This window comes from Streptomyces sp. NPDC048417, assembly GCF_040651615.1.
Classification (GTDB): domain Bacteria; phylum Actinomycetota; class Actinomycetes; order Streptomycetales; family Streptomycetaceae; genus Streptomyces.
In genome coordinates this window covers 239,938-261,509 of the sequence record NZ_JBEZKI010000007.1, presented here as the reverse complement: position 1 = coordinate 261,509, position 21,572 = coordinate 239,938, and the positions used below count along the sequence as shown (strand labels likewise).

At 71.3% G+C, this 21,572-nt stretch carries 21 protein-coding genes; 9 read left to right on the top strand and 12 right to left on the bottom strand.

Annotated features, from left to right (window positions below; all coding sequences use genetic code 11):
• Positions 1 to 2: 2 nt before the first annotated feature.
• From AB0D59_RS13870 to AB0D59_RS13835, 8 genes are read right to left on the bottom strand one after another with little or no spacing between them, the layout of a single operon-like run.
• Positions 3 to 1,997 (bottom strand): NADH-quinone oxidoreductase subunit L, encoded by a 1,995-nt coding sequence (locus AB0D59_RS13870; RefSeq protein ID WP_362564524.1) that lies wholly within the window; start codon positions 1,995 to 1,997, stop codon positions 3 to 5.
• Positions 1,994 to 2,371, bottom strand: coding sequence for an NADH-quinone oxidoreductase subunit NuoK (gene nuoK, locus AB0D59_RS13865; protein WP_362564523.1), 378 nt, complete (start codon positions 2,369 to 2,371; stop codon positions 1,994 to 1,996). The genes AB0D59_RS13870 and nuoK overlap by 4 nt, the downstream gene beginning before the upstream one ends.
• A complete protein-coding gene (locus AB0D59_RS13860) occupies positions 2,371 to 3,045 on the bottom strand; it encodes an NADH-quinone oxidoreductase subunit J (RefSeq protein ID WP_362564671.1) in 675 nt (224 codons plus the stop codon). Before AB0D59_RS13860 ends, nuoK begins: the two co-directional genes overlap by 1 nt.
• Positions 3,045 to 3,596: an NADH-quinone oxidoreductase subunit I gene (locus tag AB0D59_RS13855; RefSeq protein ID WP_362564521.1), complete on the bottom strand. Its 552-nt coding sequence runs from the start codon at positions 3,594 to 3,596 to the stop codon at positions 3,045 to 3,047. Before AB0D59_RS13855 ends, AB0D59_RS13860 begins: the two co-directional genes overlap by 1 nt.
• A gap of 2 nt (positions 3,597 to 3,598) precedes the next feature.
• On the bottom strand, positions 3,599 to 4,567 hold the full coding sequence (locus tag AB0D59_RS13850) for a complex I subunit 1 family protein (RefSeq protein ID WP_362564520.1): 969 nt from the start codon (positions 4,565 to 4,567) through the stop codon (positions 3,599 to 3,601).
• Positions 4,564 to 6,177, bottom strand: a complete 1,614-nt coding sequence (locus tag AB0D59_RS13845; RefSeq protein WP_362564519.1) for an NADH-quinone oxidoreductase subunit C — start codon at positions 6,175 to 6,177, stop codon at positions 4,564 to 4,566. The genes AB0D59_RS13850 and AB0D59_RS13845 overlap by 4 nt, the downstream gene beginning before the upstream one ends.
• Positions 6,174 to 6,773, bottom strand: a complete 600-nt coding sequence (locus AB0D59_RS13840) for an NADH-quinone oxidoreductase subunit B family protein (protein WP_362564517.1) — start codon at positions 6,771 to 6,773, stop codon at positions 6,174 to 6,176. The genes AB0D59_RS13845 and AB0D59_RS13840 overlap by 4 nt, the downstream gene beginning before the upstream one ends.
• Positions 6,764 to 7,174 (bottom strand): NADH-quinone oxidoreductase subunit A, encoded by a 411-nt coding sequence (locus tag AB0D59_RS13835; protein ID WP_351693885.1) that lies wholly within the window; start codon positions 7,172 to 7,174, stop codon positions 6,764 to 6,766. Before AB0D59_RS13835 ends, AB0D59_RS13840 begins: the two co-directional genes overlap by 10 nt.
• A gap of 240 nt (positions 7,175 to 7,414) precedes the next feature.
• On the opposite strand from AB0D59_RS13835, the gene AB0D59_RS13830 reads away from it, so the two are divergent.
• The 5 genes from AB0D59_RS13830 to AB0D59_RS13810 all read left to right on the top strand — a co-directional run bounded on the left by AB0D59_RS13830 (position 7,415) and on the right by AB0D59_RS13810 (position 14,400).
• The gene (locus tag AB0D59_RS13830; protein ID WP_362564516.1) at positions 7,415 to 8,605 is read left to right on the top strand and encodes a sensor domain-containing protein; all 1,191 of its coding nucleotides are present in this window, start codon (positions 7,415 to 7,417) and stop codon (positions 8,603 to 8,605) included.
• Between the two features lie 144 nt (positions 8,606 to 8,749).
• Complete coding sequence (locus tag AB0D59_RS13825; protein WP_362564514.1) at positions 8,750 to 10,129, top strand: sensor domain-containing protein; 1,380 nt, start codon at positions 8,750 to 8,752, stop codon at positions 10,127 to 10,129.
• Between the two features lie 381 nt (positions 10,130 to 10,510).
• On the top strand, positions 10,511 to 11,218 hold the full coding sequence (locus AB0D59_RS13820) for a response regulator transcription factor (protein ID WP_351693894.1): 708 nt from the start codon (positions 10,511 to 10,513) through the stop codon (positions 11,216 to 11,218).
• A gap of 199 nt (positions 11,219 to 11,417) precedes the next feature.
• Complete coding sequence (locus AB0D59_RS13815) at positions 11,418 to 13,346, top strand: 2-oxoacid:acceptor oxidoreductase subunit alpha (protein WP_362564513.1); 1,929 nt, start codon at positions 11,418 to 11,420, stop codon at positions 13,344 to 13,346.
• Positions 13,339 to 14,400, top strand: coding sequence for a 2-oxoacid:ferredoxin oxidoreductase subunit beta (locus AB0D59_RS13810; RefSeq protein WP_362564511.1), 1,062 nt, complete (start codon positions 13,339 to 13,341; stop codon positions 14,398 to 14,400). The genes AB0D59_RS13815 and AB0D59_RS13810 overlap by 8 nt, the downstream gene beginning before the upstream one ends.
• Before the next feature lie 75 nt (positions 14,401 to 14,475).
• Here the strand turns inward: AB0D59_RS13810 and AB0D59_RS13805 are convergent, their stop codons facing one another.
• Complete coding sequence (locus tag AB0D59_RS13805) at positions 14,476 to 14,814, bottom strand: helix-turn-helix domain-containing protein (RefSeq protein WP_362564669.1); 339 nt, start codon at positions 14,812 to 14,814, stop codon at positions 14,476 to 14,478.
• Positions 14,815 to 14,987: 173 nt separating this feature from the next.
• Here AB0D59_RS13805 and AB0D59_RS13800 point away from each other — a divergent pair, with 173 nt between their 5' ends.
• The 3 genes from AB0D59_RS13800 to AB0D59_RS13790 all read left to right on the top strand — a co-directional run bounded on the left by AB0D59_RS13800 (position 14,988) and on the right by AB0D59_RS13790 (position 17,482).
• On the top strand, positions 14,988 to 15,839 hold the full coding sequence (locus AB0D59_RS13800; protein ID WP_362564510.1) for an SDR family oxidoreductase: 852 nt from the start codon (positions 14,988 to 14,990) through the stop codon (positions 15,837 to 15,839).
• Positions 15,840 to 16,020: 181 nt separating this feature from the next.
• Entirely contained in the window at positions 16,021 to 16,986 is a 966-nt protein-coding gene (gene rarD, locus AB0D59_RS13795; protein WP_362564508.1) for an EamA family transporter RarD, read from the top strand.
• A gap of 31 nt (positions 16,987 to 17,017) precedes the next feature.
• The gene (locus tag AB0D59_RS13790; RefSeq protein ID WP_362564507.1) at positions 17,018 to 17,482 is read left to right on the top strand and encodes a VOC family protein; all 465 of its coding nucleotides are present in this window, start codon (positions 17,018 to 17,020) and stop codon (positions 17,480 to 17,482) included.
• Positions 17,483 to 17,523: 41 nt separating this feature from the next.
• On the opposite strand, the gene AB0D59_RS13785 is transcribed toward AB0D59_RS13790, so the two are convergent.
• Positions 17,524 to 18,819 carry a tetratricopeptide repeat protein gene (locus tag AB0D59_RS13785; RefSeq protein WP_362564506.1) on the bottom strand — a complete coding sequence of 432 codons (1,296 nt, stop codon included), beginning with the start codon at positions 18,817 to 18,819 and terminating at the stop codon, positions 17,524 to 17,526.
• 220 nt (positions 18,820 to 19,039) lie between these two features.
• Between AB0D59_RS13785 and AB0D59_RS13780 the strand changes: the two genes are divergently transcribed.
• Positions 19,040 to 19,645, top strand: coding sequence for an NAD(P)H-dependent oxidoreductase (locus tag AB0D59_RS13780; protein WP_362564504.1), 606 nt, complete (start codon positions 19,040 to 19,042; stop codon positions 19,643 to 19,645).
• Here AB0D59_RS13780 and AB0D59_RS13775 read toward each other — a convergent pair.
• Positions 19,635 to 20,528 (bottom strand): ABC transporter permease, encoded by an 894-nt coding sequence (locus tag AB0D59_RS13775; protein WP_362564503.1) that lies wholly within the window; start codon positions 20,526 to 20,528, stop codon positions 19,635 to 19,637. The genes AB0D59_RS13780 and AB0D59_RS13775 overlap by 11 nt on opposite strands.
• On the bottom strand, positions 20,515 to 21,537 hold the full coding sequence (locus AB0D59_RS13770; protein WP_362564502.1) for an ABC transporter ATP-binding protein: 1,023 nt from the start codon (positions 21,535 to 21,537) through the stop codon (positions 20,515 to 20,517). Before AB0D59_RS13770 ends, AB0D59_RS13775 begins: the two co-directional genes overlap by 14 nt.
• Positions 21,538 to 21,572 lie beyond the last annotated feature (35 nt).

The window sequence follows — 21,572 nt, the reverse complement described above, 5'->3', positions numbered from 1 at the left end:
GCTCACGCTCCCGTGGCGACGAGGAGGACGGCGACCGCCAGGACGACGGTGCCGGCGAGCAGCGCGCTCACATAGGTCTGGACGTTGCCGGTCTGGGCGCGGCGTACGGCGGCGCCGAGCAGGCGGGGTGCGGAGGCCGCGCCCCGGACGTAGGTGTCGACGACCTCGCGGTCGAGGAACTGGACGAGGCTCGCGGCGGCCAGGACCGGGCGGACGAACAGCACGTCGTACACGGCGTCCAGGTGGAAGCCTTCGGCGGCGTGCCGGCGCAGTGGGCCGAGCAGCAGCCGGGTGGGGTCCGCCGGGTCGGGTGCGTAGGCGATGTCGCCGAACGCGGGTTCGTGGGCGGCGATGGCCTCGGCTTCGACCAGTCCTGCGTCGCCCTCGGGGTGCGCGGCGACGGCGCCGATCGGGGCGCGGGCGGCCAGCGCCCTGGTGCGCTGCCAAGCACCGCAGGTGACGAGTCCGCCGACGAGCGCGAGGCCGGTGCCGAGGACCGAGGTGGTGAGGGTCGGGGTGAGGTCGCGGCCGTCGAACCAGCCGGGCAGCGACCGGTAGGCGAGCCCGCCGAAGGCCAGGGACGGTACGGCCAGGACCCACAGCACGACGGTCATGGACAGCGGCTGCCGACCGTGGTCCGGGGCCTCGGTGCCCCGGCCTCGGAAGGCGAGCAGCCACAGCCGGGTCGCGTACGCGGCGGTGAGGACGGCGGTGACCAGGCCGGCGACGAGGACGATCCAGCCGGCGCTGCCGGGAGCGTGTGCGGTGTGGCCGGTGGCCGCGTGCTCGGCGGCGCCCAGGACGGACTCCTTGGAGAAGAAGCCGCTGAAGGGCGGGATCGCGGCCAGCGCGAGGAGCGCCACGGTCATCGTCCAGTAGGCGTCCGGGACGCGTTCGCGCAGTCCGGAGGTGCGGGACATGACGGCCAGCGAGTTGGTGCCGGCGGCGTGGATGATCACGCCGGCCGCGAGGAACAGCAGTGCCTTGAAGGCGCCGTGGGACAGGAGGTGGAAGACGGCGGCACCGCGGTCGCCGACGGCGAGGGCGCCGGTCATGTAGCCGAGCTGGCCGATCGTCGAATAGGCGAGGACGCGCTTGATGTCGTCCTGGGCTAGTGCGGCGAGGGCCGATCCGACCATCGTGACGGCACTCATGACGGCGAGGACGACCATCGCGGCCGCACTGGCCTCGAAGACCGGAAGGAGACGGGCGACGAAGTAGACACCGGCGGCGACCATCGTGGCGGCGTGGATCAGCGCGGAGACGGGAGTCGGGCCTGCCATGGCGTCGGGGAGCCAGGTGTGCAGCGGGAACTGCGCCGACTTGCCGGCCACACCGCACAGGAGCAGCAGGCCGACCAGGGCCGGGTGGTGCAGTCCGCCGTTCGCGACGGTGCCGAGGATCGTGGTGATGCGGAAGGAACCGGCGTCGGTGGCGAGCGCGAACAGGCCGATCAGGAACGGCACGTCGCCGAGCTTGGTGACCAGGAAGGCCTTTACGGAGGCGGCGCGGGCCTCGGGGGTCTCCCAGTAGTGACCGACCAGGAAGTAGGAGCAGATACCCATGACTTCCCAGCCGACCAGCAGCACGATGAGGTCGCCGGAGTAGACGACCAGCAGCATCGCGGAGGTGAAGAGGGAGACGAGGGCGGCGTACGAGGGGTAGCGCGGGTCGTCGCGCAGGTAGCCGGTCGAGTAGATCTGCACACAGGTGGCGACGAAGGCGACCAGGACGGCGACGAGGGCGGCGAAGCCGTCGATGTGCAGGGCGAGTTCGATCGGGACCGAGCCGGTCGGGGTGAGCTCGGTGTGGGCGTCGACGGCCTGGCCGCCGCCCTGGTCCACGGCGACCGTGATAGCCAGCGCGAGCGCGGCGAGGGTCGGCAGGACCGCGAGCGGGCGGACGAAACCGGGGGCCGTGCGCCCCACGAGCAGGCCGGCCGCGGCGGCCAGGAAGGGCAGGAGGGGGACGAGGACGGCGAGGTTGGTCGTGGTCACGCGGGGGCCTCAGCCTTCTCGTCGGCCGTCCCGTCCGTGGGCGTGCCGTGCTCGTGGCCCTCGGCGGTGTCGCGGAGCCGGTCGATGGCGGAGGTGCCGCGGTTGCGGTAGACGGCGAGGACGATCGCCAGGCCGATGCCGATCTCTGCGGCGGCGATGGCGATGGTGAACAGGGTCAGCGCCTGACCGGAGTGCAGGGTGTCCCGGGCGGCCTTGCTCAGCCACACGTCGAAGGCGACGAGGTTGAGGTTGACCGCGTTGAGCATCAGCTCGACCGACATCAGGACCAGGATCGCGTTGCGGCGGGCGAGGACGCCGTACAGGCCGGTGCAGAAGAGGAGTGCGGAGAGGACGGCGGGATAGGCGAGGTGCATCAGCGGGCGCCTTCCTGCTCGGGTTTCTGCTTGGGTTCCTGCTCGGTCCTTTGCTCGATCGGGTGTATCCCGGAATCCGTGACCGAGGGGGAACTCTGCGTGACGGCTCGGCCGTTCACAGGGGGCGGGGCCGAGTCCGCCTTTGCCTTCCGGGACAGGACGATGGCGCCGACCAGGGCCGCGAGGAGCAGTACGGAGAGGGCCTCGAAGGGCAGGACCCAGTTCCGGAAGAGGCTCTCTCCGGTGACGTTCGTCGAACCGGCGGCAGGGCCGTCCAGGTCGATCCAGGTGGCACGGAAGGCGTCCACGACCACCCAGACCAGGGCGGCCGCGGCGGCCACGGCGACGGCCGACGCGGCCCAGCGGTTCCCGGAGTCGGCGTCCGGGGAGCGGCCGATCGGGGCCTTGGTGAGCATCAGCCCGAAGAGAAGGAGGACGACTACGGAGCCCACATAGATGAGGACCTGCACCCAGGCGATGAACTCAGCGGTGAGCAGCAGGTATTCGACGGCGAGACCGCCGAGGGTGACCACCAGCCACAGGGCGGCGTGTACCAGTTGGCGGGTGGTGACCGTGACGAGGGCGGCGCCGAAGGTGACCAGGCCGACGAGGAGAAAGGCGATCTCCACGCCGGTCGGGGACAGGAAGCCGTGCGGCGCCTGGGCGAGGGGGATCACGACTCCCCTTCCTGCGGCTCGGTCTGGGCGGCCGCGAGCTTCTCGGCGGTCTTCCGGGCGGCGGCGATCTCCTTCGGTTCCTCCGCGCCGGGGTCGAGGGCGGGCGGGGCCGGGACCGTCCACATCCACTCACGGAGCTTGTCGCGCTCGTGGGTGAGTTCGTGGATGTCGGTCTCGGCGTACTCGAACTCCGGGGACCAGAACAGGGCGTCGAAAGGACAGACCTCGATGCAGATACCGCAGTACATGCACAGGGAGAAGTCGATGGCGAAGCGGTCCAGGACGTTGCGGCTGCGTTCGCGGCCGCCCGAGGTCGCCGCCGGGACGGTCTCCTTGTGGGAGTCGATGTAGATGCACCAGTCGGGGCACTCACGGGCGCAGAGCATGCAGACCGTGCAGTTCTCCTCGAACAGGCCGATCACACCGCGGGTGCGGGGCGGGAGTTCGGGCAGGGCGTCCGGATACTGCTCGGTGACCGACTTCCGGGTCATCGTGCGCAGGGTGACGGCCAGGCCCTTGGCGAGGCCACTGCCGGGAATGGGGGCCACGGTTAGGAGATCACCACCTTGACGATGCCGGTGAGGGCGATCTGGGCGAGAGAAAGGGGGACGAGGAGCGTCCAGGAGAACTTCTGCAGCTGGTCCTCGCGCAGCCGGGGGTAGGTCACGCGGAGCCAGATCACGACGAAGGCGAGGAGCGCCGTCTTCAGAAGGGTCCACAGCCAGCCGAGGCCGTCGGCTCCCCATGGCCCGTGCCAGCCGCCCAGGAAGAGGACAGTGGTCAGACCGCACAGGACGACGATCCCGGCGTACTCGGCGAGCAGGAACAGGGCGAAGCGCAGGCCGGTGTACTCGGTGTACGCGCCGAAGATGATCTCCGTGTCGGCGACGGGCATGTCAAAGGGGGGGCGCTGGAGTTCCGCGAGACCGGCGATGAAGAAGACCAGGCCGCCGGTGAGCTGCCAGGGCAGCCACCACCAGTGGAAGGCGCCGACGATGCCCGGCAGGGAGACCGTGCCGGCCGCCATGGCCACGGAGGCAGCGGCGAGCAGCATCGGGAGTTCATAGGCGAGGAGCTGGGCGGCGGTACGCAGGCCGCCGAGGAGGGAGAACTTGTTGGCACTGGCCCAGCCGGCCATGAGCGAGCCGAGGACACCGACGCCCATCACGGCCAGCACGAAGAACACACCCGCGTCCAGGACCTGGCCGACGGCACCCTCACCGGGGCCGATCGGGATGGCGAGCAGCACGAGCAGATACGGGAGAAGGGCCACCGCGGGCGCCAGCTGGAAGATACGGCGGTCCGCGCCCGCCGGGACCACGTCCTCCTTCTGCGCGAACTTCACGCCGTCGGCGACCAGCTGGGCCCAGCCGTGGAAACCACCGGCGTACATCGGGCCGAGGCGGCCCTGCATATGGGCCATCACCTTGTGCTCGGTCTGACCGACGATCAAGGGGAAGGTGAGGAAGACGACGAACACGACGAGGAGTCGCAGGACGACGTCCAGAGCGTCGTTCACTGCGGGCCTCCTGGACGGTCCTCGCGGGGGGCGGGTTGTTCGGGGGTGGCGCTGCCCGGCGGCGGGGCCGGAGGTTCGGGGCTGGGAGGAGCGTCGGGGGCCGGGGCCTCAGGGGCGGGAGCGTCGGGGGCTGAGGCTTCGGCGGAGTCAGGGGGTGAGGTCTCAGGTCCGGCGTCCTGGGAGGCCTCGGCGTCCTCGGGGGCGGCAGGCTCCGGCTCGGCCGACTCCGGTCCAGCCGCCTTAGGTCCAGCCGATTCAGGCCCGGCTGACTCCGGCGCCGCCGACTCACGTGCAACCGGCTCCGACCCCGTCGGCTCCCCTGCCTCCGGCTTCTCGGTCTCAGGCCCAGCCCCGCGTGCCTCGGTCGGCCCGGTCGGCCCGGTCGGCCCGGTCGGCCCGGTCGGCCCGGTCGGCCCGGTCGGCCCGGTCGGCCCGGTCGGCCCGGTCGGCTCGGTCGGCGTAACCCGCCGCTCCTCGCCTCCCGGTTGGTCGAAGGCCGGGCGGGCGTGGTGCCAGGGGGCGTCGGCGCTGCGTGGGGTCGCGGGGCGGCCCGGGGTGGCCGGTTCTGTCGACGGCGCCGTCTGCTGCGCGCGCTGCGACGCGGAGCCACCCGATGCGGTACGGGCCCGGCGCGGCCCCCGGGGAGCGGCAGCCGTCGGCTTCTCCGCCGGGGCGGTCTCGTCTGCTGCGGATGCCGCCCGCTGGGAAGCGGAACCCTCACTCACGCTCCGCCCGCGGCGCGGACCCGACGGCGACTGCACCGCAGACGCGTCCCGCTGGGAAGCAGACCCCTCACCCGCGCTCCGGGCCCGGCGCGGGGTGGACGTCGGCTGCGCCTCGGCGGACGCCGCCTCCACAGCTTGCGTCGCCTGCGCCGGCGTCGGCCCGGCTGGGTCCCCCGCCCCGGCCGTCTGGCTCGCCGAGCCCTCCGCTGCCGTGCGGGAGCGCCGTACCGGGCGTTCGCCGGGTGGGCCGGCCGGGCGTTCGCCGGTGGGGCGTCCCGCTGCCGCTCGGGCCGGGCGGGCGGGGGCTGCGGGGAGCCGGCCCTTCAGGGGGCCCCATTCGTTGGGGTCGGGGACGCCCGGGGGGAGCATCTGGCGGCGCCTGGGGCCGCCGTGGTCGGACTCGCCGGGTTCCTTGGCTCCGGGCCAGGCCTTGGCGACGCGGGCGGCCAGGACGAAGTCCTTGCGGAGGGGGTGGCCCTCGAAGGTTTCCGGAAGGAGGAGATGGTCCAGGCCGGGGTGGCCGGAGAACCGGACACCGAACATCTCGTGGGTCTCGCGTTCGTGCCAGCGGGCGCCCGCGTAGACGCCGACGGCGGACGGGAGTTCGGGAGCGGTGTGCGGCACGGTCGTCCGCAGGAGCAGGCGGCGGACCGGGGCGAGGGCGACGACGTGGGCGGAGACCCGGAAGCCGGTGCCGGGTTCGTCGACCGCGCTCAGCCAGTCGAAGAAGGTGCAGTTCAGGGTCGTACGGGCGGTCTCCAGGGCGGCGAGCCAGGAGGCGGGAGGGACGTCGACCGTGAGGACCTCGTAGGACTCCTCGGCCGTGGCGTCGGGACCGAAGAGTTCGTCCACGGGGGCGGGGAGCCAGCCGGTGCGAGCCGTCATCGCGCGTCCCCTTCGGCGGCGGGGGCCGGGGGCCGCACCAGGCCGCTCTGGAGGGCGGCGACGGACGGGCGGGGGGTGGCGTAGCGCTCGTCCAGGGACTCCGCCGCGATCTTCTCCTGGAGCTTGAGGATGCCCTGGAGGAGGGCCTCGGGGCGCGGCGGGCAGCCGGGGACGTAGACGTCGACCGGGATGATCTGGTCGACGCCCTTGGTGACGGAGTAGGAGTCCCAGTACGGGCCGCCGCAGTTGCTGCACGCGCCGAAGGAGATGACGTACTTGGGCTCGGGCATCTGCTCGTACAGGCGCTTGACGGCCGGGGCCATCTTGTCGGTCACCGTGCCCGAGACCACCATCAGGTCGGCCTGGCGGGGACCCGGCGCGAAGGGGATCACCCCGAGGCGGATGAAGTCGTGGCGGGCCATCGACGCGGCGATGAACTCGATCGCGCAGCAAGCGAGGCCGAAGTTGAAGACCCAGAGCGAGTATCGGCGGCCCCAGTTGAGGACGACCTTCATCGGCTCGGGGGCGAGACGGGCGAGCGCGCCCAACCGTTTCGGTTCCGGTAGCAGCACGGGCTCCGACGGTGTCACGTCCATGTCAGGACGCCCTTCTTGTATGCGTACAGCAGGCCGATGGCGAGGAAGCCCAGGAAGACGAACATCTCCACGAGCGTGGTGGCGCCGTAGCCGGGGGCGGCGAAGACCGTCGCCCAGGGGAACAGGAAGATCGAGTCGACCGCGAAGATGACGTAGAGGAAGGCGTAGACGTAGTAGCGGACCTGGGTGTGTGCCCAGCCCTCGCCGACGGGGTCGACACCGCACTCGTAGGTCAGGAGTTTCTCGGGCGTGGGGACCACGGGGCGCAGCAGCCGGCCGGCTCCGAAGGCGGCGGCGACGAAGAGCACGCCGACGAGGGCCAGCAGTCCTACGACCGAGTAGGACGCGAAGTAGTCCGCGGCGACGACCACGGTCGGCTCACCGCTCACCGTCTCCCACATCGTCCGTCCCCTCACTCCCTCGACAGACAACGGGCCTGTCCCGGCCCCGCGTCGTAACCTCAGTCAACTCTTGATTCGACGATCTGTACGCACGGGAGTCTAGGCCCTGATAAAGACACGGTAAGCAGCCCGTCACGCGGTGGGCCGTGACACCGGGGGCGACTGGTGGGGTTTTCCCCAGGGTGGCCCGGGCGGTGAACTCCATGGCATTGCGTCACGGCACACGGCACGCTGGCGCATATGACCGCTCCCGCACCCCGTTCCCGCAGCCTGGCCGACGGCGGAGAAGCCCGCGACCGGCTGCCGCCCGTCCGCTTCGCCTACGACGGTCACACCTGGAAGGAGATCGCGCACCTCCTGCTGAACCTGCCGGTATCGGTGCTCGGCTTCATCTATGTGTTCACCTCGGTGTGGGTGAGCGGGGTGCTGACGATCACGGTGATCGGCATCCCGCTGCTCGCCGGCACGCTGCTGGGCGCCCGGCAGCTGGGCAAGCTGGAGCGGGCACGCGCGCGTGCGCTGCTCGGGGTGCGGGTGGAGGAGCCGACTCCGCTGCCGTTGGCCAAGCGGGGTGGGGGCACTCAGCGGCTGTGGATGGCGCTGAAGGATCCGGTGGGCTGGCGGACGTTGCTGTACGACTTCATCCGGCTGCCCTGGGGCATCCTCACCTTCTGCACCGTGTTGACGTCGTTGTTCGTGCTGTGGCCGGTGCTGCCGTTCATCGCGCGCGGGCTGGCGAACGCGGACCGGGCGATGGTCCGCGGTCTGCTGTCGCCCTCCGACGAGCTGGAGCGCCGGATCGCCGAACTGGAGTCGGACCGGGGGGTCGTGGTGGACACGGCCGCCGCCGACCTGCGGCGTATCGAACGGGATCTGCACGACGGCGCCCAGGCGCGCCTCGTCAACCTCGCCATGGGGCTCGGTCTGGCGAAGGAGAAGCTGCTGGAGGACCCCGACGGGGCCGCCACGATGGTCGAGGAGGCGCACGGCGAGGTGAAGCTGGCCCTGCAGGAGCTCAGGGACCTCGCCCGGGGCATCCACCCGGCGGTGCTGACCGACCGCGGGCTGGACGCGGCGCTGTCCTCGGTCGCCTCGCGCTGCACGGTACCGGTCCAGGTGACCGCCGACCTGCCGTCCAGACCGGCGCCGGCGATCGAGGGCATCGCCTATTTCACCGTCTCCGAGCTGCTGCAGAACATCAGCAAGCACAGCGGGGCGCGCGGCGCGTCGGTCGACGTGTGGCGCACCGACGACCGGCTGCTGATCCAGGTGACGGACGACGGGCACGGCGGCGCGAGCCTGGACGGCGGCACCGGGATGCGCGGGCTCGCCGACCGGCTGGGCGCGGTGGACGGCCTGTTCGTCGTCGACTCACCGGTCGGCGGTCCCACCACGGTCACCGCCGAGCTGCCCTGGCGCGACCGGGGGTAGGGAAAACCCCCCGTTCAAGATGCCGACGGCCTCCATGGTTCGTGGACCTGCGGCACAGCAGGGTGGAGGTACGACAGGGACAGGCCTGACGGGACGAGCTGGAACAGCTGGAACAGACAGCACAGGACGGACGGGACGGCACCGATGGCCACGGAGTACGGGCACGGGCACGGATACGGGCAGGACGACGGGTACGGGTACGGGCAGGGCCACGGGTACGGCTACGACCCGTACGGTGAGCGTCGGCATCGGGTGCCGGCCGTGCTGCGGGCGCCGTTCGAGGCGCGCAGCTGGCGTGAGTTCGGCTATGTGCTGCTGGGCCTTCCGATCGGCGTGGCGCTGTTCGTGTGGACCGTGACGATGGTGTCCCTCGGCGTCGGTCTGCTGGTGACCTTCATCGGGATCCCCCTGCTGGCCGCGGCCCTCGCCGGCTGCCGGGGCTTCGGGGCGCTGGAGCGGGCGCGGGCGCGCGGGCTGCTGCGTCTGGAGGTGGCCGACCCGGAACCGTTGCGGATGCGCAAGCCCGGGGTGATGGCGTGGATCGGCGCGGTGCTGAAGAGCGGCACGTCCTGGCGCCATCTGCTGTACGCGGTCCTCCAGTTCCCCTGGTCGATGTTCTCCTTCGTCGTCGCGCTCAACTTCTGGGCGTACGGCTGGGCCCTGCTGACGTATCCGCTGTGGTTCTGGGTCTTCCCGATGTACGCCGGGCAGGGCGGTCTTCAGCTCTACGGCGACGCGCATCACAGCGTCTACCTCGACAACCCGTTCGAGATCACCGTGACCGCGCTGGTGGGGCTGTTGTTCACGCTGGCCACGCCGTGGATCGTACGGGCGCTGACATTGGTGGACCGGCTGATGGTGCACGGGCTGCTCGGGCCGTCGAAGCTCGCGTCGCGGGTGGTGGAGCTGGAGTCCGACCGGGGGGTGGTCGTCGACACGGCCGCGGCGGACCTGCGGCGCATCGAGCGGGATCTGCATGACGGGGCGCAGGCCCGGCTGGTGGCGCTGGCCATGGATCTGGGGCTGGCGAAGGAGAAACTGCGGGAGGATCCGCAGGTCGCGGCGCGGATGGTGGACGAGGCGCACGGTGAGGTGAAGACCGCGCTGCAGGAGCTGCGGGACCTGGCCCGGGGGATCCATCCCGCGGTGCTCACCGACCGGGGGCTGGACGCGGCGCTGTCGGCGGTGGCCTCACGGTGCACGGTGCCGGTGCGGGTGGAGGTCGACCTGGCGGAGCGGCCGGCGGCGGCGATCGAGGGGATCGCGTATTTCACGGTGTCCGAGCTGCTGCAGAACATCAGCAAGCATGCGCGGGCGAGTGCGGCGGCGGTGGATGTGTGGCGGAGCGAGGACCGGTTGATGTTGCAGGTCGTGGACGACGGGGTGGGGGGCGCGGACACGGCGAAGGGGTCGGGGCTGGCGGGGCTGGCCGAGCGGCTGGACGCGGTCGACGGGATCGTGGTGGTGGACTCGCCGGTGGGTGGCCCTACGCGGGTGACGGCGGAGCTGCCCTGGCGGGGCTGAGGCCACGGATCTCGCCCCCGCCGCCCTCCCCCCGTCCCCTCACTAGGGGGCTCGGCCCCCTTCGACCCCCGGCACCAGGGGGCTGCCGCCCCAGACCCGCATCGACCCGAACGGCCCCGTCCTCAAACGCGGACAGGCTGGATGGTGAGGGTGGCAGCCCCCTGATGCCCGGAGGGCGAGGGCGCACACCGGACCTCGTCCTCAGGCGCCGGGCAGGCGGGACAGCGGGGACGGGGGACCGGCCCTCGTCCTCGAACGCCGGGGCGGCCTGGCAGGGGGGTTGCCCGCATGTCGGGCGAGCTGAATTGGCTGGTCTCCTCTCATGACCGCGCCGCGCTCCGATGCGAATGCTGGAATGCTGGTCTTTCGGACAGGGCAGGCATGTACGCCGGACGGGGTGTGGGGGGCCGGGAGATCGTGGAGGACAGGGTGCGGGTGGTCATCGCCGAGGATTCCGTGCTGCTCAGAGAGGGGCTGACCCGGCTGTTGACCGACCGCGGACATGATGTCGTCGCGGGTGTCGGCGACGCGGAAGCGCTGGTCAAGACCATCGCCGATCTCGACGCGCAGGGTGCGCTGCCGGACGTGGTGGTGGCGGACGTACGGATGCCGCCGACGCACACCGACGAGGGTGTGCGCGCCGCCGTGCGGCTACGGAAGGCTCATCCGCAGCTCGGGGTGCTGGTGCTGTCGCAGTACGTGGAGGAGCGCTACGCCACCGAACTGCTGGCCGGTTCCAGCCGGGGCGTGGGCTATCTGCTCAAGGACCGGGTCGCCGAGGTCCGGGAGTTCGTGGACGCGGTCGTGCGGGTCGCCGAGGGCGGTACCGCGCTCGACCCCGAGGTGGTCGCGCAGCTGCTCGGGCGCAGCCGTAAGCAGCACGTGCTGGCCGGGCTGACCCCGCGCGAGCGGGAGGTGCTGGGGCTGATGGCCGAGGGGCGGACGAACTCGGCGATCGCCCGGCAGCTGGTCGTGAGCGACGGAGCCGTCGAGAAGCACGTCAGCAACATCTTCCTCAAGCTGGGGCTCTCCCAGAGCGACGGGGACCACCGACGGGTTCTGGCCGTTCTGACCTATCTGAACTCCTGACGGGCCGACACCGTGTCGGAGCCGGAAGGCAGCCAGGGGGAGCGAAAATCATGACAAGTCAGGGCGACAGGTCGTCTCAAAACGCCGTCCATCATGTGAGCGGGCACGGGAAGGCGACCCTAACCGACGTAGGGTTGATTGCGGGATGGTCCGTGGGACGACCCCGCCCGGGCAGCCGCCTCGAAGGAGGTCCAGTTCAGTGACCAGCCAGGTCAGCAGGACAACGGAACAGGCCGACGGAACCGTCGTGGGAGAACAGCGCAGGCCGGGCGGTGTGAAGGCCGTCCGGCGCCTCGATCGGGTGATCATCCGGTTCGCGGGGGACTCGGGTGACGGGATGCAGCTCACCGGTGACCGGTTCACGTCGGAGACCGCGTCCTTCGGCAACGATCTGTCGACCCTCCCCAATTTCCCCGCCGAGATCCGTGCCCCGGCAGGCACCCTGCCCGGGGTCTCCTCATTCCAGTTGCACTTCGCCGACCACGACATCCTCACCCCAGGGGACGCGCCGAACGTGCTGGTCGCGATGAACCCGGCCGCGCTGAAAGCCAACATCGGGGACCTGCCACGCGGCGCGGAGATCATCGTCAACACGGACGAGTTCTCCAAACGGGCGATGCAGAAGGTCGGCTACGACGCCTCCCCACTGGAGGACGGCTCACTGGACGGCTACAGCCTCCATCCGGTGCCGCTGACCACCCTGACGGTGGAAGCCCTCAAAGAATTCGACCTCACCCGTAAAGAGGCCGAGCGCAGCAAGAACATGTTCGCGCTCGGCCTCTTGTCATGGATGTACCACCGGCCCACCGAGGGCACGGAACGGTTCCTCAAGCAGAAGTTCGCCCGCAGACCCGAGGTCATGAACGCCAACCTGGCGGCCTTCCGCGCGGGCTGGAACTTCGGGGAGACGACCGAGGACTTCGCGGTCTCCTACGAGATCGCCCCGGCGACCACCGCGTTCCCGGTGGGCACCTACCGCAACATCTCCGGGAACCTGGCCCTGGCCTACGGCCTGGTCACCGCGTCCCACCAGGCCGACCTGCCGCTCTTCCTCGGCTCGTACCCGATCACCCCGGCCTCCGACATCCTCCACGAACTGTCCAAGCACAAGAACTTCGGTGTACGGACCTTCCAGGCCGAGGACGAGATCGCCGGGATCGGCGCGGCACTAGGCGCGGCCTTCGGCGGCTCGCTCGCCGTCACGACCACCTCCGGCCCGGGTGTGGCACTGAAGGCGGAGACGGTGGGGCTCGCGGTGTCGCTGGAGCTGCCGCTGCTCGTCGTCGACATCCAGCGCGGCGGGCCGTCCACCGGGTTGCCGACCAAGACCGAGCAGGCCGACCTGCTCCAGGCGATGTACGGCCGCAACGGCGAGGCCCCGGTCCCCGTGATCGCCCCCCGCACCCCGGCCGACTGCTTCGACGCGGCCCTGGAGGCGGCCCGGATCGCGCTGACGTACAGAACGCCGGTGATGCTTCTGTCCGACGGCTACCTGGCCAACGGCAGCGAGCCCTGGCGCATCCCGGAGCTGGAGGAACTACCCGACCTGCGCGTCCAGTTCGCCCAGGGCCCCAACCACACCCTCGACGACGGCACCGAGGTCTTCTGGCCGTACAAACGCGACCCTGGGACCCTCGCCCGCCCCTGGGCGATCCCCGGCACGCCCGGCCTCGAACACCGTATCGGCGGCATCGAGAAGCAGGACGGCACGGGCAACATCTCCTACGACCCCGCCAACCACGACTTCATGGTCCGTACCCGGCAGGCCAAGATCGACGGTATCGACGTGCCGGACATCGAGGTCGACGACCCGGACGGCGCGCGCACCCTGGTCCTGGGCTGGGGTTCGACCTACGGGCCGATCACGGCCGCGGTACGGCGGCTGCGCCGGGCCGACGAGGCGATCGCGCAGGCGCACCTGCGCCACCTCAACCCCTTCCCCCGCAACCTGGGTGCGGTCCTGGGGCGTTACGACAAGGTGGTGATCCCCGAGATGAACCTCGGTCAGCTCGCCACCCTCATCCGGGCGAAGTACCTCGTGGACGCGCATTCGTACAACCAGGTCAACGGCATGCCGTTCAAGGCCGAGCAGCTCGCCGAGGCGCTCAAGGAGGCCATCCATGACTGACATCGCCGACGGACTGCTCCAGCTCGTCCCCAAGGCCGAGGCCAAGCAGTCCATGAAGGACTTCAAGTCCGACCAGGAGGTGCGCTGGTGCCCGGGCTGCGGTGACTACGCGATCCTGGCCGCGGTGCAGGGGTTCATGCCGGAACTCGGGCTGGCGAAGGAGAACATCGTCTTCGTCTCCGGCATCGGCTGCTCCTCCCGCTTCCCGTACTACATGAACACCTACGGGATGCACTCCATCCACGGCCGCGCCCCCGCCATCGCCACCGGGCTCGCCACCTCCCGCCGGGACCTGAGCGTCTGGGTCGTCACCGGCGACGGCGACGCCCTCTCCATCGGCGGCAACCACCTCATCCACGCCCTGCGCCGCAACGTCAACCTGAAGATCCTCCTCTTCAACAACCGGATCTACGGGTTGACGAAGGGCCAGTACTCACCGACTTCCGAAGTCGGGAAAATCACCAAGTCGACACCGATGGGGTCCCTGGACGCCCCCTTCAACCCGGTGTCCCTCGCGATCGGCGCCGAGGCCTCCTTCGTGGCCCGCACCATCGACTCCGACCGCAAGCACCTCACCGACGTGCTGCGCCAGGCCGCCGCCCACCCCGGCACGGCCCTGATCGAGATCTACCAGAACTGCAACATCTTCAACGACGGCGCCTTCGACACCCTCAAGGACAAGCAGTCCGCCGAGGAAGCGGTGATCCGCCTGGAGCACGGACAGCCCATCCGCTTCGGCACCGACGGCGCGCGCGGAGTCGTACGCGACCGGCACACCGGTGACCTGACGGTGGTCGACGTGACCCCGGACAACGAGTCCGAGATCCTCGTCCACGACGCCCACTCCCCCTCCCCCACCACGGCCTTCGCGCTCTCCCGGCTGGCCGACCAGGACACCCTGCACCACACGCCCATCGGTGTGCTGCGATCGGTGGAACGGCCCGTCTACGACGTCCAGATGTCCGAGCAGCTGGACACGGCGGTGGAGCAGCACGGCAAGGGCGACCTGGGGGCACTGCTGGCCGGCGGGGACACCTGGACGGTCGTGGGCTGACGCCCGGCAGGCACGAACGGTAGGTGCGAGTGGGGCCGGACACCGTGTGACACCGTGTCCGGCCCCGCTTCGCGTTCAGGCGCGCTTCGCCTCGTCGTACGCCTCCCGGGCCCGGGTCACGTCCGCCATCCGCCGTTCGGTCCACAGCGCCAGGTCCCGTACCTGCCGGGCCGCCTCGCGGCCGAGGTCGGTGAGGGAGTAGTCGACCCGGGGCGGGATGACGGGCTTGGCGTCCCGGTGGACCATGCCGTCCCGTTCCAGGGTCTGGAGGGTCTGGGTGAGCATCTTCTCGCTGACCCGGCCGATGGCGCGGCGCAGTTCGCTGAAGCGGTGGGGGCGGTCAAGGAGCTCGATCAGGACCAGGACACCCCAGCGGCTGGTGACGTGCTCCAGAACCAGGCGGTACGGGCACATCGCCTCGCCGACGACGTACTTGTCGGTCCTCCCGGCGGGTGCGTCGGCGCGGTTCTCGACTTCCGGGGTACTTACGGCCACGCCAGTACCTTACTTCAAAGTGGGTACTTTCTTCTGGTTAGCGCACACCCTAGGGTTAGTGACAACGGAACCCCACAAGGAGATCGCAGACCATGAGCATCGTTGTCACCGGAGCCACCGGACACCTCGGCCGTCACGTCGTGACGCAGCTGCTCGAGAAGGTCCCGGCCGAGCAGATCACCGCCGTCGTCCGCGACAAGGCCAAGGCCGCCGACTACGCCGCCCGGGGCGTCAACATCGCCGTCGCCGACTACAACTCCCCCGAGACCTTCGACGGTCTCTTCGCCGCCGGCGACAAGGTGCTGCTGATCTCGGGCAACGAGTTCGACAAGGGCCGCCCGCAGCAGCACAGGGTCGTCATCGACGCGGCCAAGGCGGCCGGCGTGGCCCTGCTCGCGTACACCAGCGCCCCGGGCAGCCTGACGGCCTCGCTGGTGGACGACCACCGCGCCACCGAGGAGCTGCTGCTCGCCTCCGGCCTGCCCTACGCCCTGCTGCGCAACGGCTGGTACCACGAGAACTACACCGAGAACCTCGCCCCGGTGCTGGAGCACGACGCCGTCGTCGCGGCCGCGGGTGAGGGTCGGGTCTCCTCGGCCTCCCGCGCGGACTACGCGGCCGCCGCCGTCGCCGTACTGACCGGCGAGGGCCACGAGAACCAGACGTACGAGCTGGGCGGCGACGTCGCCTGGAGCCTCGCCGAGTACGCGGCCGAGATCGCGCGGCAGACCGGCAAGGAGATCGCCTACAACTCCGTGCCCGGCGAGGTGCTCCAGTCCATCCTCACCGGCGCCGGCGTGCCGGAGGCGTTCGCCACCATCCTGGTCGGCGTCGACGCGTCGATCGCCAAGGGCGAACTGGTCGTCGACTCCGGGGACCTCTCCCGCCTGGCCGGCCGCCCGACCTCCCCGATCTCCGAGGCCGTCGCGGACGCGCTGAAGTAGGCCCTGCCCCAGGCAGCCGCTGGGAGGCCCGGGAGATCCGGGGAGGCCCGGGAGGCTCGGGAAGGCTCGGGAAGGCCCACCCCCGGTCTGTCATGACCGTATGCCGATACGGCCATGACAGGCGGGGGTGCTCGGCGCTACCTTCGTCCCGGTGTGCTGGAGCTGGGCGTGAGGAGGGCCGGTGGCCGAGATATCGAGGGGTGAGCGGCGGACGGGGCTGGTGAACGGCTTCGCGGCCTACGGGATGTGGGGCCTAGTCCCCCTCTTCTGGCCGTTGCTGAAGCCCGCCGGGGCCCTGGAGATCCTGGCCCACCGGATGGTGTGGTCCCTGGTCTTCGTCGCCGTCGCGCTGGCCTTCGTACGACGCTGGGCCTGGGCCGGCGAGCTGCTGCGGCAGCCGCGCCGACTGGCACTGGTGACGGTCGCAGCCGCCGTGATCACCGTCAACTGGGGCGTCTACATCTGGGCCGTGAACTCCGGTCACGTCGTCGAGGCCTCACTCGGCTACTTCATCAACCCCCTGGTGACCATCGCCATGGGCGTGCTGCTGCTGAAGGAACGGCTGCGGCCCGCGCAGTGGACGGCGGTGGGCGTCGGCTTCGCCGCCGTGGTCGTGCTGACCGTGGGTTACGGGCAGCCGCCGTGGATCTCGCTCGTCCTAGCCTTCTCCTTCGCGACCTACGGACTCGTCAAGAAGAAGGTCAACCTCGGCGGCGTGGAGTCACTCGCGGCGGAGACGGCGATCCAGTTCCTGCCCGCGCTCGGCTATCTGCTGTGGCTGGCCGGCCACGGCGAGTCCAGCTTCGTCAACGACGGTGCCGGGCACGCCGCCCTGCTGGCCTCCACCGGCATCGTCACCGCGCTTCCGCTGGTCTGCTTCGGCGCCGCCGCGATCCGCGTCCCGCTCTCCACGCTCGGTCTGCTGCAGTACCTGGCGCCGGTCTTCCAGTTCCTGCTCGGCATCCTCTACTTCCACGAGGCGATGCCCGCCGAGCGCTGGGCCGGCTTCGCCCTGGTCTGGGTCGCCCTCGCCCTGCTCACCTGGGACGCGCTGCGCACCGCCCGCCGGTCCGCGCGGGCGCTCGCGGCGGCGGCCGTACCCCGGCCGGTGACGGCGGCCGTGGAGACTCCCCGAAGTCAGGTGTGACGCCGACGGCCGTCGGCTATAAGTGGGCGGCATGACGCAGACGCCCGCACCCCTGCACTGGAAACTCGTCGTCGACGCCCGCGACCCGCACGCACAGGCCGACTTCTGGGCCGCCGCACTGCACTACGTGGCCGAGGACAACAGCGCGTTGGTCGAACGCCTGCTGGAGCTGGGCGCGCTGCCCGGCGCGGCGACCGTGGAGTACCACGGCCGTGCCGCCTTCCGTGACCTGATCGCCGTACGGCATCCGGACGACCCGGTCGACCAGGAGCGCGGGACCGGGCTGGGCCGGCGGCTGCTGTTCCAGCGGGTGCCGGAAGGAAAGTCCGGCAAGAACCGGCTCCACATGGACCTGCACGCCGAGACGGGCAAGCGGGCGGACGAGGTGGCGCGGCTCGAAGGGCTGGGCGCGACGGTGGTGCGGCATGTGTCCGAGCCGGCCGGGGAGTGGACGGTGATGGCCGACCCGGAGGGAAACGAGTTCTGCGTGCAGTGACCGGCCGAGTGACCGGCCGGCCCACTGTGGCCGGCCGACGCTCAGGCGTTCCCGGCCGCGCGGCGGGCGCGCTCGGTGAGGCGGCCCATCCGGGCGCGGGCGGACTCCAGTTCCTCGGGGTCGTCGGCGGCCGGGCCGTCCTCGGTGGTGAGCTGCGCCCAGAGGTCGATCAGGTCGCGGCCGAGGCGCAGCCCATGCTCCGGGTCGCGCACCGCGCGCCAGGCGGTGGCCGCGCTCCGCACGTTCCCGTACGCCCCCTCGGCGTCCCGGGCCTGCCGGTGCTGCCGGGCCAGGTCGAGGGAGAGGTGGAAGGCACGCAGCGGGTCGCCCGCCAGGTAGGCGATGTAGGCGGTCAGCTCGCGCAGGTGCAGCACCTCGGTGTGACCGTCACCGAGGGTCGCGGAGGCCTCGGCGACGGTGCGCTCCGCGAGCTCGGCCGCCACTTCGATACGGCCCGCCCGGACGGCCTCGTTGATCCGCGACACCGGCTCGGTGAGCAGTGCGGCCCCCTCCGCGGTCACGGTCACGGGCTCGTCCCCGAGCACCTCCTCAGCGACGGCGTCGAAACCGCGGGCCGGGGTGTGCCTGGGGTCGGGGTCGAAGACACCGGCGGACTCCCGTTCCACGAGGGGCTCTGTGCGGGGCTCTGTACGTTCGGCACCAGGGTCGGTCCGGGGCGCCGCCGGCTGAGGCCTGGTGACGGGCTGAGGGGGTACGACGGCGGGGGCGGCGGCGACGACGGCGGGGACGGGTACGACGGCAGGGGTGGGGGTTCCGTCCATGACGGGCGGCGGGCCGAACACCCCGGTCGGCGGCTGGACCGTGCCGGGCGCCGACGGTGCCGCGACTGGCGGTTCGGGGACCGACCGTAGCGGGAACGTAGGAGCCGCTTCCGTAACCGCCGCCTCCGCGCCCGGCGTGCCCGCGCCCGGCGTGCCCGCGGTCGGCGGTTCGTCGACGGCGTGCAGGAGATGCGCCGGCCGGTCCCGGCCGGTCTGCGGTGCCGAATCCTGGGGAACGGGCGCGTTCGGCGTACCGGGCACGGCCATCCGTACCGGGTCGCCGGTGAAGCTGCTGGAGCCGTCCAGGTTCACCTGGAGGCGGACGACATAGCCGATGCGACTGTCGTGAACAGTGGCGAGGACGGGAAGGCCGGTGGCGTGGGCGAGGCGCTGCAGGTGGTTGAGGACCGCCTGCTGGGGTTCCTCACCGGGCGCGGGGAACAGCGGTACGCCGTCCACGGTCGCGGCGCCGCCCGTCACGCGGACCTCGACCGGTTGCGCCGGCCGGTCGGTCTGCTGAGCTTCCCGCTTCGTCTCGCGGCTGAGTCGGGACATCGGCCCTCATTCCCCCGGCGTCACCGTCCGGTCGTACCCGTGCGTACGGTCAAGTCTGGCCGCTCCCCTCGGCCCACGCGTCACCGCGACGTCACAGCCTCGCATCAGGAAGGGGGCCATCCGGCGTCCGGCCCGGCGCCGGCACCCTGGCCAACTTGAATGCGTACGCATAAGATGCAGACACGGTTATTCTTCGCACGCCGCTCACCTGGGGGATCTCGTGACTCGCCGTTTCCTGTTCGTGCTGGGCAGTTCCCGTCTCGACGGCAACACCGAACTGCTGGCACGCCGAGCCGCCGAGCAGCTACCCGCGGACGTCGAACAGCGGTGGATCAGTCTGGCCGACCATCCGCTGCCGGACTTCGTGGATCTGCGACGCGACGCCGACTTCGTCCGGGCACCCGCCGGCACCCACACCGGGCTGCTGCTCGACGCGACGCTCGCCGCGACCGACATCGTGATCGTCTCGCCGGTGTACTGGTACTCGGTGTCCGGCCTCACCAAGCGCTACCTGGACTACTGGTCGGGCTGGCTGCGTACCCCCGGTCTCGACTTCAGGGCGACCCTGGCCGGGCGCACCTTGTGGGGGGTGGCCGTGCTGGCGGACCACGAGCCGTCGGTCGCTGATCCGTACGCCGGCTTGCTCCACAACTCGGCCGCCTACATGGGCATGCGCTTCGGCGGGGTGCTGCTCGGCAACGGCAGCGCGCGAGGGGATGTCCTCAAGGACGCCGAGGCGCTGGCGCGGGCCAAGGAGTTCTTCGCCGGGGAGGCACCACTGGCCCGCTTCGCGGTGGGCGATGCCGCCCCCGCCGTTACGCCGTGATGTCCTTCGTCGTGAACCGCGCCCAGGCCGCGGACCCGAACACCGCCACGTACAGGGCCTGCAGCTCCAGGTTTTTGACCAGGTCGGCCCAGTAGACGGGGTCGCGCACCAGGTCGGCGAAGGACAGCCAGTAGTGGGAGAAGAAGTACGGCTGGAGCGCGTGCAGCTGGGGGATCTGGTCGAGGATCTGGACGGTGATCAGCAGGCCGACGGTGGTCGCCATCGCCGCGATGCCGCTGCTGGTCAGCGTGGACACGAACAGGCCCAGCGCCGCTACGCCGGTCAGGGAGGCCGCCACCACCAGGGCGATCAGCAGGGCCCGGCCGAGGCCCTCGGTGAACGGGATCCGGGTGCCGGAGATGGTGGTCAGGTCGCCGAGCGGGAAGAGGATCGCGCCGACGGCGAGGGCGGAGGCGGCCACCACCAGGGTGGCCAGCAGACAGAAAGCCATCGTCGTCGCGTACTTGGTGAGCAGCAGCCGGGTGCGGCCCGCGGGGGCGACCAGCAGATAACGCAGGGTGCCCGCGCTGGCCTCGCCGGCGATCGCGTCCCCGGCCACCACCCCGACCGCCATCGGAAGGAAGAACGGGAGGGTCGCGGCCAGTGCCGTGAACACCAGGAACAGTCCGTTGTTGGTGATCTGCGCGATGAACGCGGGGCCGCCGCCTCCGCCACCGCCTCTGCCGGCCTGGCCGTCGCCCCCCGTCTCGATCTTGACGGCTACCCCGACCAGAACCGGCACCGCCGCCAGCACGCCGAGCAGCGCGAGGGTGCGCCAGCGCCGCAGGGTGATGGCCAGCTCGCTGCGGAGCAGGCCGAGGGTCCACAGCGGGTTCGGCCGTACGGCCGTTCGTTCCACGACCGCCACGTCAGCCTGCGACATCGAAGCCCTCCCCGGTCAGCGCCACGAACGCGTCCTCCAGGGAGGCCCGTTCGAGTGTGAAGCCGCGTACGCGCACGCCCGCCGCCACGAGCGCCGCGTTGACCTCGGCGAGGTCGCGCTCGGGCGGCTCGCCGGTGACCCGGTCCTCGGCGGTGACGACATCCGGGACGCCCTGCTCCTTGAGCACCCGGGCCGCCTCGCCGGTGTCCGGGGTGGTCACCACGAGCCGGCCACGGGCCCCGGCCGCCAGGTCGGCCACCGCGCCCTGGGTGATCAGCCGGCCCTGCGCCATCACGGCGGCGTGGGTGCAGACCTGCTCGATCTCGTCGAGGAGGTGGGAGGAGAGGAAGACGGTCGTGCCGTCCCCGGCCAGCTCCCGCACCAGGGAACGGATCTCCCGCATGCCCTGGGGGTCGAGGCCGTTGGTGGGCTCGTCCAGGACCAGCAGTTTGCGGGGCTGGAGCAGTGCGGCGGCGAGCCCCAGGCGCTGCTTCATGCCCAGGGAGTAGGCCTTCGCCTTCTTCGCGGCTGCGGCCGTCAGGCCCACCCGGTCCAGCGCGGCCTCGACGCGGGTGCGCCGGGTGCGCGGGTCGGCGGTCGGGTCGGCGGCGTCGTACCGCAGCAGATTGTCGCGGCCGGAGAGGAAGCCATACAGCGCCGGGCCCTCGATGAGGGCGCCGACCTGGGGCAGTACGGTGCGGGAGGCGCGCGGCATCGGGCGGCCCAGGACGCGGGCCGTGCCCGAGGTGGGGGTGATCAGGCCCATCAGCATGCGGATGGTGGTCGTCTTGCCGGAGCCGTTCGGACCGAGGAAGCCGAAGACGCTGCCCGCCGGGACGGTCAGGTCGAGACCGTCCACGGCGAGCTGTCCGCCGCGGTAGCGCTTGGTGAGGCCGCGGGTGTCGATGACGCTCGCGTGTGCCGGGCCGTCCTGGCCCGGGCCCTCCCGGCCCGGGTCGTCCTGCCCCTGGTCCTCCGACTCCGGCTCCGTGGCGGACGGTTGGTCCATCGGCTCCCTCGATTCGTCGTGCGGCACAGGGTACC

What these genes read in the sequence shown, in the direction of transcription:
- nuoK (WP_362564523.1), bottom strand. Translation starts at nt 2,371, where the DNA reads ATGCACCTCGCCTATCCCGCCGTCCTCTCCGCACTCCTCTTCTGCACC.
- AB0D59_RS13845 (WP_362564519.1), bottom strand. Translation starts at nt 6,177, where the DNA reads ATGACGGCTCGCACCGGCTGGCTCCCCGCCCCCGTGGACGAACTCTTC.
- AB0D59_RS13840 (WP_362564517.1), bottom strand. Translation starts at nt 6,773, where the DNA reads ATGGACGTGACACCGTCGGAGCCCGTGCTGCTACCGGAACCGAAACGG.
- AB0D59_RS13835 (WP_351693885.1), bottom strand. Translation starts at nt 7,174, where the DNA reads ATGTGGGAGACGGTGAGCGGTGAGCCGACCGTGGTCGTCGCCGCGGAC.
- AB0D59_RS13830 (WP_362564516.1), top strand. Translation starts at nt 7,415, where the DNA reads ATGACCGCTCCCGCACCCCGTTCCCGCAGCCTGGCCGACGGCGGAGAA.
- AB0D59_RS13825 (WP_362564514.1), top strand. Translation starts at nt 8,750, where the DNA reads ATGGCCACGGAGTACGGGCACGGGCACGGATACGGGCAGGACGACGGG.
- AB0D59_RS13820 (WP_351693894.1), top strand. Translation starts at nt 10,511, where the DNA reads ATGTACGCCGGACGGGGTGTGGGGGGCCGGGAGATCGTGGAGGACAGG.
- AB0D59_RS13810 (WP_362564511.1), top strand. Translation starts at nt 13,339, where the DNA reads ATGACTGACATCGCCGACGGACTGCTCCAGCTCGTCCCCAAGGCCGAG.
- AB0D59_RS13805 (WP_362564669.1), bottom strand. Translation starts at nt 14,814, where the DNA reads ATGTGCCCGTACCGCCTGGTTCTGGAGCACGTCACCAGCCGCTGGGGT.
- AB0D59_RS13800 (WP_362564510.1), top strand. Translation starts at nt 14,988, where the DNA reads ATGAGCATCGTTGTCACCGGAGCCACCGGACACCTCGGCCGTCACGTC.
- AB0D59_RS13790 (WP_362564507.1), top strand. Translation starts at nt 17,018, where the DNA reads ATGACGCAGACGCCCGCACCCCTGCACTGGAAACTCGTCGTCGACGCC.
- AB0D59_RS13785 (WP_362564506.1), bottom strand. Translation starts at nt 18,819, where the DNA reads ATGTCCCGACTCAGCCGCGAGACGAAGCGGGAAGCTCAGCAGACCGAC.
- AB0D59_RS13775 (WP_362564503.1), bottom strand. Translation starts at nt 20,528, where the DNA reads ATGTCGCAGGCTGACGTGGCGGTCGTGGAACGAACGGCCGTACGGCCG.
- AB0D59_RS13770 (WP_362564502.1), bottom strand. Translation starts at nt 21,537, where the DNA reads ATGGACCAACCGTCCGCCACGGAGCCGGAGTCGGAGGACCAGGGGCAG.